Origin of the sequence: uncultured Ruminococcus sp. (assembly GCF_947301925.1) — a bacterium.
Lineage (GTDB): Bacteria > Bacillota > Clostridia > Oscillospirales > Ruminococcaceae > Ruminococcus.
This window is the reverse complement of sequence record NZ_CAMYUE010000004.1, coordinates 232059-241524: the sequence shown is the minus strand read 5'-3', so window position 1 is coordinate 241524 and position 9466 is coordinate 232059. Positions and strand designations below refer to the sequence as shown.

The following is a 9466-nucleotide window of genomic DNA, read 5'->3' as shown; positions in this document are numbered from 1 at the left end:
CAAGTACAACAACCACTTCCACAACGTCAAAGAAGTCCACAACTACTACAACAAGTACCACAACAACTTCCACAACGTCCAAGAAGTCCACGTCTACTACAACAAGTACAACAACCACTTCCACAACGTCTAAGAAGTCCACGACTACTACAACAAGCACAACCACTACCACAACATCAAGTGAGACCACGACCACATCAAGCACAACCACCACTACAACATCAAGCGAGACCACGACCACATCAAGCACTACTACCACCACAACATCAAGTGAGACCACGACCACATCAAGCACTACTACCACCACAACATCAAGTGAGACTACGACCACATCAAACACAACCACCACTACAACATCAAGCGAGACTACGACCACATCAAGCACAACCACCACTACAACATCAAGCGAGACCACAACTACAACAAGCACTACCACAGAACCCAGCGAGACCACAACTACTACACAGCCCGAGGAACCCGTTATTGAGTTCACTCTCGGCGATGTTACAGGAGACGGTATCGTAAATGCGGTAGACGCTTCAAGAGTTCTTGCAGAATATGCCATGACATCCACAAACAATCCCGAGACCTTCAACGATAAGCAGAAGGCTGCGGCGGACGTTGACGGAAACGGCGATATCAACGCTGTTGACGCTTCCAATATCCTCGCATACTACGCTTATATGTCAGCAAGTCCCGCGGAGCTCCTTACAGTACAGGAATTCATGGACCGCAGACGCTCATAAGCCATAAGATGATATCCCCTGACCGTTCTGTACGGTCAGGGGATATTTTTGTGCCGAAAGCAGCACAAGCGGTAAGATCTCTCCGCGGCTGTTGCTATTTCTTCGCTTTTATGATATACTAAGAAACGAACAAAGAGAGCACTGTGAGTATAACAGAAAAAACGGCCTGATCCCAAGCCTGCACATCGGTGCAGGCTGTTTTCACATCGGAACAAGCGGTATTTTCCATTTAAGGATTATTTAATAATTCCCGTGCTAATATAAGATCACAGAAAGCGAGGGATAGATCATGTATATGAGGATACTGAAAAAAGATCTGAAACGTAAAAAGACCATGAACGTCATATTGCTGCTGTTTGTGATTCTTGCGACTATGTTCGCCGCCAGCAGCGTCAACAATATCATCACCGTTATGGGCGGTCTGGATTATTACTTCGAGAAAGCAGACCTGAGCGACCACTTCATCGCGTCCTTCAGCAATAACGGCGATGAGATTGAGGAGCTGCTGCTGAATAAGCCGAACGTCAGCGACTTCCGCCGCGAGGAGCAGATGTGCTTCAGCGACAACGACCTCACAAGGGACGGCAAGAAACTGGCAGAATTCGGAAACGCTTGTCTCGTGCTCTCCGTGGACAACGCCAGGATCAATTACTTTGACAAGGATAATGAAATTCTGAAGAAGGTCCCGGAGGGATACGGCTATATCACCGGCAGTATCGTCAGAAAATGCGGCCTTGATACAGGGGACGAATTTCAGCTGAAACTGGGAGACACGGAACTCACTCTGAAATATGCCGGTCCTGCAAAGGACGCCTTTCTCGGTTCGGAAATGATGAACAATTCCCGTATAATAATCAACAATACGGACTATGAGAAATTTGCAGCCGATGAAGAAGCAGTCAGGAACAACTCCGCGTCGATCTTCTATATCAACGGTATAGACAAAAATACTCTTGAATCCGACCTTTCTGATATCCCCGATGCGTCCTTCAACAAGGGCATATTGCTGGTAAGGACAAGCTATATTATGAACGCCATAGTTGCGGGACTTCTGCTGATAGTGAGCATATGCCTCATACTGGTCTCATTCGTTATGCTGAGATTTACCATAAGCTTCACCATCAACGAGGAATTCCGCGAGATAGGCGTCATGAAGGCGCTGGGACTGAAAAACCGCTCGGTGCGCGGACTGTACCTTGTGAAATATCTGGGTATAGCAGTTATCGGCGCAGCTGTCGGACTTGCTCTGAGCCTCCCCTTCGGCAGCGCTCTCATGAAGTCCGTAAGCGAAAACATGGTACTGGGCAACGATCATTCCCTGCTCATATCGGTACTGTGCAGCATAGCTGTCATACTTATCATACTCCTGTTCTGCTGGAGATGCACAAGAAGGATAAAGAAGCTCTCGCCCATAGATGCGGTAAGAAGCGGACAGACAGGTGAGAGATTCAGGAGAAAGGGTCTCCTTCATCTCGGAAAGAGCAGGCTGGGCGCCACAGGCTTCCTTGCCTTCAATGATATATTCAGCAGCCCCAGACAGTTCGGCATAATGACAGCAATATTCACTGTATGTATGCTGCTTATCATGGGCCTTGCAAATACTGCCAACACTCTTTCCAGTGAAAAGCTTATGCCCCTTTTATGCTGTCAGAAAAGCGACGCATATATCAACGATACCGAAATGATGTCAAAGATAATGACAGGAGAGAGCAACTGTGAGGATATCGCCGCAGATATCGAAAAGAAGCTTGCAGACAACGGTATGCCCTGCAAGGTCACCTCAGAGATCATGCTGTTACCGACAATTGAAGCCAATGGCAAAAAGGCCTCTATCGTATTCATGTACAACAAGGATACTAAGGCTTCCGACTATTCCTATGCCGAGGGCTATGCTCCCAAATACAGCAATGAAATAGCTCTAACCTACAATGCAGCCAAAAAGCTGGACGTAGGCGTAGGCGACAAGGTAAAGCTCACCATCGGCGACAAGACCGACGATTTCATTGTCTCCGCCCTTTTCCAGAGCATGATGCAGCTCGGCGAGACGGGAAGATTCCACGAAAGCTTTGAGCTGCCTGAGGATCTCGTTGCACAGACTCCGGGCTTCCAGATAGACTTCAGCGATTCTCCCGGCAAAAAGGAGACCGAAAAGCGCATAGACAGGATCAAGGACATCTTTGACTCAAAGTACGTCTACGACACCGATGGATTTGTAATGTCCTGCATAGGCGAAAACATAAAGGACACCATCAACGGAGTAAAGATAATGGTGGTGCTCATAACCGTAATAATAATCCTTATGATATCCGTGCTTATGGAGCGCTCATTCATCTCAAAGGAAAAGCCGGAGATAGCACTGATGAAGGCAATGGGCTTCAAAACCCGCTCCGTGATAGCACAGCACGCCCTGCGATTTGTGATAGTTGCCGCAGCAGCCTCGCTGCTGGCAGTGGCACTGAGCACTCCCGTGACAAAGCTCTGCATCGACCCCGTATTCAGTATAATGGGCGCAATAAACGGAGTTGATTACAACATAAAGCCTGTTGAGGTCTGCGTCATCTACCCTGTGATCGTCATTGCAGCCGCAGTTCTCGGCGCATTTCTCACAGCTCTCAGCATGAAGAAGATAAAGGCTTCGGACACTTCCGACATCGAATAAAGGAGATATGAAAAATGAGTACGAATACTATACTGGAGGTAAAGGACCTCTGCAAGACATACATAGTCAACAAGAGACAGAACAACGTGCTGAGGAACGTCAGCTTCCGCATAAACAAGGGCGAGATGGTAGCCGTTATGGGACCCTCGGGCTCGGGCAAATCCACATTGCTGTATACGGTCTCGGGCATGGACAAGATGACCGCAGGCAGCGTGAACTTCTGCGGAAAGAGCCTTGCGGACATGAACGACAACGCACTTGCAAAAATGCGCCTTGACGACATGGGCTTCATCTTCCAGCAGATGTACATGATGAAGAACCTCTCGATAATCGACAATATCATACTCCCTGCGGTAAAGTCCGACAAGAAGAGCGAATCCCGCAGAGAGACCCTGAAGCGCGGACAGGAGCTCATGCACAGACTGGGCATAAGCGAGATCTGTGAGAACGATATCAACGAGGTGTCCGGCGGACAGCTCCAGAGAGCCTGCATATGCCGCAGCATGATAAACGATCCGCAGATGATATTCGCGGACGAGCCCACAGGCGCCCTCAACCGCACCTCCTCCGACGAGGTCATGAACGAGCTGGAAAAGCTCAACAGCGACGGCACTACGATAATGCTGGTAACTCATGACGCAAAGGTGGCCGCAAAGTGTTCAAGGGTGCTGTACATAGTTGACGGAAACATAAAAGGAGAGTATAATATCAATAAGGCACAGCCGCTGAATCAGCGTGAGCGCGGCCTTAATAACTGGCTTATGGAAATGGGTTGGTAATATGGTAGATATACTTATTGTTGAAGATAATGAGGAGCTGAGCGGACTGCTCTGCGGATTTCTCCGCGCGGAGAATTACTCCGTGAGCACCGCCGCTTCAGCGGAAAAAGCCTTGTCCCTGTTTGAAAAATACGGGGCAAGGCTTGTCCTGCTGGATATAATGCTCCCTGGAATGGACGGCTTTGCCATGTGCCGCAGGATAAGAGAAAAGGACAATACTCCCATAATCATACTCACCGCAAGGACGGACAGGGAGGACAAGCTCAACGGCATACTCACAGGCGCCGACGACTACATAGAAAAGCCCTATGACATAGATATTCTCATTGCCAAGATAAAGGGCATATTCAGGCGCCGCCTGGCAATGGATACCATATCAGACGGCGGTATCACTCTCAATCTTGCCGACGGGACCGCAGAAAAGAACGGCTCTCCCCTGATTCTTACCGCCAAGGAGTTCGAGCTGCTGCACCTGCTCATTGCCAACAAGGGACAGACATTGGGCAAGGACTTCATATTCGGCAGGATATGGGGAACTGACAGCGAATCCGAACCCCAGACCCTTACGGTACACATCAAATGGCTCAGACAGAAGATAGAAAACGATCCCAAGGCTCCCGAAAAGATAATCACAGTATGGGGCAAGGGCTACCGCTGGGAGGGCTGACATGAAAGGCTTCGACAGGATCATCGCCGCCGTACTGCTTATCGCGGCAGCTGTTATCGCCGCCCTGAACATTGTCATGCTCAAGAGCGAAAAGCTGTCCGTCCCGCTTTACAAGGTGGAGATCAGCCGCGTGGAGAGAGAGCTTTCCGCAGGAGCAGAGCCGGACGCCGCCGACTATCCCCACATCAGCTCAATACGGCTGTACGACGGCTCCGAGGACTTCTACAACGCCGACGGCAGATATGTTATCAGAAGCATAAACGGCAGTCTCTACCGCATAGACTACTCCGACGGTGGACAGGAGAATAATTACGCTCCCCTCGTTATCATGAACGTCTTTTCCGCTACGCTGGTGCTGATGACGCTTGCACTGCTGCTGTACATCAGGCGCAGGATCGTCAAGCCCTTCAATGATATAAGCGAGCTGCCCGAACAGCTTGCAAAGGGCAATCTGGCCCTGCCGCTGAAGGAGCAGAAAAGCCGCTACTTCGGAAAATTCATCTGGGGACTGGATATGCTCCGCAGCGAGTTGGAGCACTCCCGCCAGAGAGAGCTGGAATACGCAAGGAACGAAAAGACCTTCCTGCTGTCCCTTTCCCATGATATAAAGACTCCCCTCTCCGCCATAAAGCTCTACTCAAAGGCGCTGTCAAAGGGGATATACTCCGATGGCGAGGAGCAGCGCTCCGCCGCAGACAGCATAAACGGCAAGGCCGACGAGATAGAGAAAATAGTCAACGAGCTTTCCAGCAATCTCAGCAGCGATTTCATGGAATTCACCGTGAACTGCACGGAATTCTACCTTTCGGACGTCATCGGAAGGATAGAACGGTACTATTTTGACAAGCTCTCCGTTACGGGAACTGATTTCTCCACAGGCAGCTACAGCGACTGTCTGCTCAGCGGAGACCCCGACCGTCTGGAGGAGGTGCTCCAGAATATCATCGAAAACGCCGTTAAATACGGCGACGGCAGGAGCATATCCCTCAGCTTCTCCGACGAGGAGGACTGCCGCCTTATAACCGTTACCAACACGGGCTGTACCCTGCCCGACACGGAGCTGCCACATATATTCGACAGCTTCTGGCGGGGATCCAATACAGGCTCCCAGCAGGGCAGCGGACTGGGTCTGTACATATGCCGCAGGCTCATGGCGCTGATGAAGGGAGATATCTACGCCGAGACCTCCGACGGCTGCATGAATATGACAGTGGTCTGCCGCAAGCCGCTTTAAAACTTTTTTATTATTTGTAAACAAATTTCAATCTTTTGTTATGAGATATTCATTGACTCAGTACAAAAACAGTGGTATCATGTTATTACAAAATCCCTCTCAAAGGAGCGTGTAATAATGAAAAAGCAAACGATACTACTATTAGCCATAGCAGCCACCCTCGCACTTCCCTCCTGCGGCAGCGACAAGAAGGACGACTACTCGTCAGCTTCCGATAACAATGTTTCCGGGAACTTCGTGGTACAGGACGAGACCGCGGCAGAATCCGAGGATATAGAAAATACCGGAGCCGAAACAATAAGCTACAAGCAGGCGGACGTAAAGCTCATAGACACAAAAATGCTGGTCTACTCCTGCGATATGAGCATAGACGTCCTTGAATTCGACGAATCCGTCGACAGGATACACGAGCTTATCAGCAACTACAAGGGCTTTATCGAAAGCGAGGTCTACTCCGACGGCGGCAGCTCCACACAGTGGCGTTATTCCGAGGACGAGAAGTGGAAAACTCTCAGCGCCGTAGTGAGAATCCCCAGCGCAGACTATGACAACTTCTGCAAGGACGCGGAATCAGTGGGAGATATGCGCAGGAAGAACGCCTCAGTCCAGAACCTCAGCACGGAATACTCCGACCTCAAGACCACCCTCTCTATCTATGAGGCCAAGGAGCAGCGCTATCTGGACATACTCAGCGGCATAAAGAACGAGGCCGACGCAGTCAAGATCGAGAACGAGCTTACGGATATACAGATCCAGATAGCCACCATCAAGACCCGCATGAACAATATCGAGAACGATGTGGCATATTCCTACATCAATCTCACTCTGAACGAGGTAAGGGAGTACACCGACAAGCCCGTTGTCAAGAAGACCGACACCTTCGGCCAGAGACTGAAGAATACCGTATCCGAGACTTGGGATACCTTCCTGGAGTTCCTTGAAGGCCTCCTGTTCGTCATCATAAAGATACTTCCCTATCTGCTTCTTATAGGCCTGCTTGCGTTCATAATCGCAAAGATCGTAAAGCTCATCTCAAAAGCAGCCGAGAAGTACCGCAAGGCTCATCCGAAGCCTGTACGGCCTGTTATGCCTGCTCAGGTATACCCGCCGCAGCCCCCTGCTCCTCAGCCTCCCAGACCGCAGGCTCCTCCCGTTCAGGGACCTCCTCCCCCGCAGAAGGTGCAGAACACCGAGGCGGCCAGGGCTCCGCAGAAGCAGGATGAAACAAAAAAGTGATACGCTCATAAAAAAGAAAGCCCCTTCTGATAAAGGGGCTTTTTCTTTCAGTTGTACTGCCTGAACATACGATAATAGCACATTGAAGCATAATCATCAAGAACGTCCTTGCTTTCGCCTTCTATATCTATTCTTGAATGCCATGCACCGTTTTTGTCCCTGTATCCCCATGCGGTAATAACAGGAACAGTCTCCCTGATATTCTCCAGTTCGCACTGGGCGGGACTCAGCGGTATACCTGCCGCCTTCATCAGCTCGTCGGAAAGGTAATTCAGGCTTATCTCATCTGTCTCATATTCTGAAATATCACGGTTGCTCCATATGAAGAAGGGAGTCTGATGAGTCAGGGCTGCACGTTCCATTCCGCTGAGGTCCTGACGGCCTTTCAACAGTTTCCCTTCAAAATCAGGAAGATAAGGGAAGTGATCGCCGAACATGACTATTATCACCTGCTCGTCGTAATCGCGGAAGTGGTCTATGAGCTCAAGGGTAGCCTTGTCGCTGAGGTGCAGGGAATTGAGGTATATCTCTGCGCTCCTGTCATAGGGCTCCTCAAGTTTTATATCTCTGGAGCGGTAGTTTTCGTAGGGGGAATGATTCTGCATAGTAGCTGTCCAGATAAACATTCCCTTTGACTTGTCACGGTTATCGGCCATGTCCATAATACGGCCATACAGCTTACTGTCGTCCTTAAATGAAGTATCTATGTTTTCCTCACCGTCCAGGAAGTATGTACGGTCAAAGCCCAGCTGTTCATACACATTCCCCACGTTCCACAAGTCTCTGAACACAGGGGAGATACCTACCGTATCAAAGCCGTAACCGTTGAAGACATCTACAATGCTGTCTTTATGACTGTCAAAATAAGTTGAGTAAGGTACTATGCCATCGGGAAGAAACATAAGTGAGTTGCCTGTAAGGAACTCATATTCCGAATCGCAGGTATTGCCTCCGTAAGGACTTACGGTAACATAGCCCTTGATCGTATTCTCATGAAGGCTCCTCCACACCGGGATAATATCCGTATTGACTGACATTTCGCCCAAATGTGAATGATCTGCAAAGCTCTCGTTAAGTATACCGATCACCACGGGAGTCCCTGTATATTCCGTATCGCTGCTGTACTGCTCCATGAGGGCCCTTGCGCTGCTGTCGGAGTAGTCCTTTGGCTTATAGATGCGATTATGCGTCACATCATATAAGATCATGTTCATACTGCCGACCTTAGAAACGGTCTCTTTCGGGTAAGCTATATTAAATCCATGCTTCGGAACGCACATACTCTCAAAAAACAGCATAAATACCGCAACGCCTGCCGCTGCCACACCAGATGCCGCAGCTCTGGCAGGCAGCTTGTTCTTATTGAACTTTACCGATAATATCAGCACAGAGGCAAGTACATATACTATGCCCGCAAGCACAATATACCTTGTCAGTGAAAAGGTATACTCCCCCTTTATAAGCAGAGCGCTCTTTATATTCAGTATATCATTGAATCTTACAGCGACGCCTCTGAATCTGACCACATAATACTGTATTAAGGTGAATGCTGTAAAAAAAGTATTCACTGCAAAGAACCATATTTTCGGCGTTATCAGGACTGCTGCGCCGATCATGTACACCAGTATGTAAAGAAATATGCCCGAAAACGTAAACGGCAGATATTCCTTAAAGACGCTGCCGCTGTTGACGGTCTCGCATACCAAATAACTGACGATGCCCAGTACCGCCGCCATTTTTATGGGGCCGAATTTCTCGGACTTCCTCAGCTTCTTTATCAGCAGAAAAAACGATACTGCGGCTGCAAGGGAAAGCAATGCCATTATAAAGAACGGCAAAGCCCCGAGCACTCCCGATGTTGTATCCCTGCTGCCGAACGGATAGTATCTGAACGCATAGAACAAAGTCCAGAGCGCAAAGAGCCAGCAGGCCATTATATACATCTTGCCGTGAGCCATATTCAGCTTCTGGCAGCCTTTTTCATCCTCCACAAGAAAAAATCCGGTTATTTTTTTCAGCATATCCGCACATACCTCCTCATGATCCTCCCCGCAGGATACGGCGCAAAGAGCCGTAATACAGAAAGAATTATAGCATTATTTCAGATATATGTCAATATGATGAGGCTCCCACACAAAGCCTGTG

Annotated in this window: 7 protein-coding genes; 6 read left to right on the top strand and 1 reads right to left on the bottom strand. The window is 49.2% G+C overall.

Annotation, left to right across the window (positions count from 1 at the left end; translation table 11 throughout):
* From Q0Y65_RS07910 to Q0Y65_RS07885, 6 genes are all read left to right on the top strand, one after another.
* A partial coding sequence (locus Q0Y65_RS07910; RefSeq protein WP_297958693.1) for a dockerin type I domain-containing protein occupies positions 1-746 on the top strand: 746 nt, incomplete at its 5' end.
* 289 nt (positions 747-1035) lie between these two features.
* The gene (locus Q0Y65_RS07905; protein ID WP_297958691.1) at positions 1036-3405 is read left to right on the top strand and encodes an ABC transporter permease; all 2370 of its coding nucleotides are present in this window, start codon (positions 1036-1038) and stop codon (positions 3403-3405) included.
* 14 nt (positions 3406-3419) lie between these two features.
* Entirely contained in the window at positions 3420-4184 is a 765-nt protein-coding gene (locus tag Q0Y65_RS07900; RefSeq protein WP_297958690.1) for an ABC transporter ATP-binding protein, read from the top strand.
* 1 nt (position 4185) lies between these two features.
* Positions 4186-4851, top strand: a complete 666-nt coding sequence (locus Q0Y65_RS07895; protein ID WP_297958688.1) for a response regulator transcription factor — start codon at positions 4186-4188, stop codon at positions 4849-4851.
* 1 nt (position 4852) lies between these two features.
* The gene (locus Q0Y65_RS07890; RefSeq protein WP_297958686.1) at positions 4853-6085 is read left to right on the top strand and encodes a sensor histidine kinase KdpD; all 1233 of its coding nucleotides are present in this window, start codon (positions 4853-4855) and stop codon (positions 6083-6085) included.
* Positions 6086-6202: 117 nt separating this feature from the next.
* Complete coding sequence (locus Q0Y65_RS07885; RefSeq protein WP_297958685.1) at positions 6203-7321, top strand: DUF4349 domain-containing protein; 1119 nt, start codon at positions 6203-6205, stop codon at positions 7319-7321.
* Between the two features lie 47 nt (positions 7322-7368).
* Here Q0Y65_RS07885 and Q0Y65_RS07880 read toward each other — a convergent pair whose 3' ends face one another.
* On the bottom strand, positions 7369-9342 hold the full coding sequence (locus Q0Y65_RS07880) for an LTA synthase family protein (protein WP_297958684.1): 1974 nt from the start codon (positions 9340-9342) through the stop codon (positions 7369-7371).
* Between the last annotated feature and the right edge of the window lie 124 nt (positions 9343-9466).

Excerpts from the sequence above, each read along its gene's own strand:
- Q0Y65_RS07905 (WP_297958691.1), top strand. The coding sequence starts at position 1,036 with ATGTATATGAGGATACTGAAAAAAGATCTGAAACGTAAAAAGACCATG.
- Q0Y65_RS07900 (WP_297958690.1), top strand. The coding sequence starts at position 3,420 with ATGAGTACGAATACTATACTGGAGGTAAAGGACCTCTGCAAGACATAC.
- Q0Y65_RS07895 (WP_297958688.1), top strand. The coding sequence starts at position 4,186 with ATGGTAGATATACTTATTGTTGAAGATAATGAGGAGCTGAGCGGACTG.
- Q0Y65_RS07890 (WP_297958686.1), top strand. The coding sequence starts at position 4,853 with ATGAAAGGCTTCGACAGGATCATCGCCGCCGTACTGCTTATCGCGGCA.
- Q0Y65_RS07885 (WP_297958685.1), top strand. The coding sequence starts at position 6,203 with ATGAAAAAGCAAACGATACTACTATTAGCCATAGCAGCCACCCTCGCA.
- Q0Y65_RS07880 (WP_297958684.1), bottom strand. The coding sequence starts at position 9,342 with ATGCTGAAAAAAATAACCGGATTTTTTCTTGTGGAGGATGAAAAAGGC.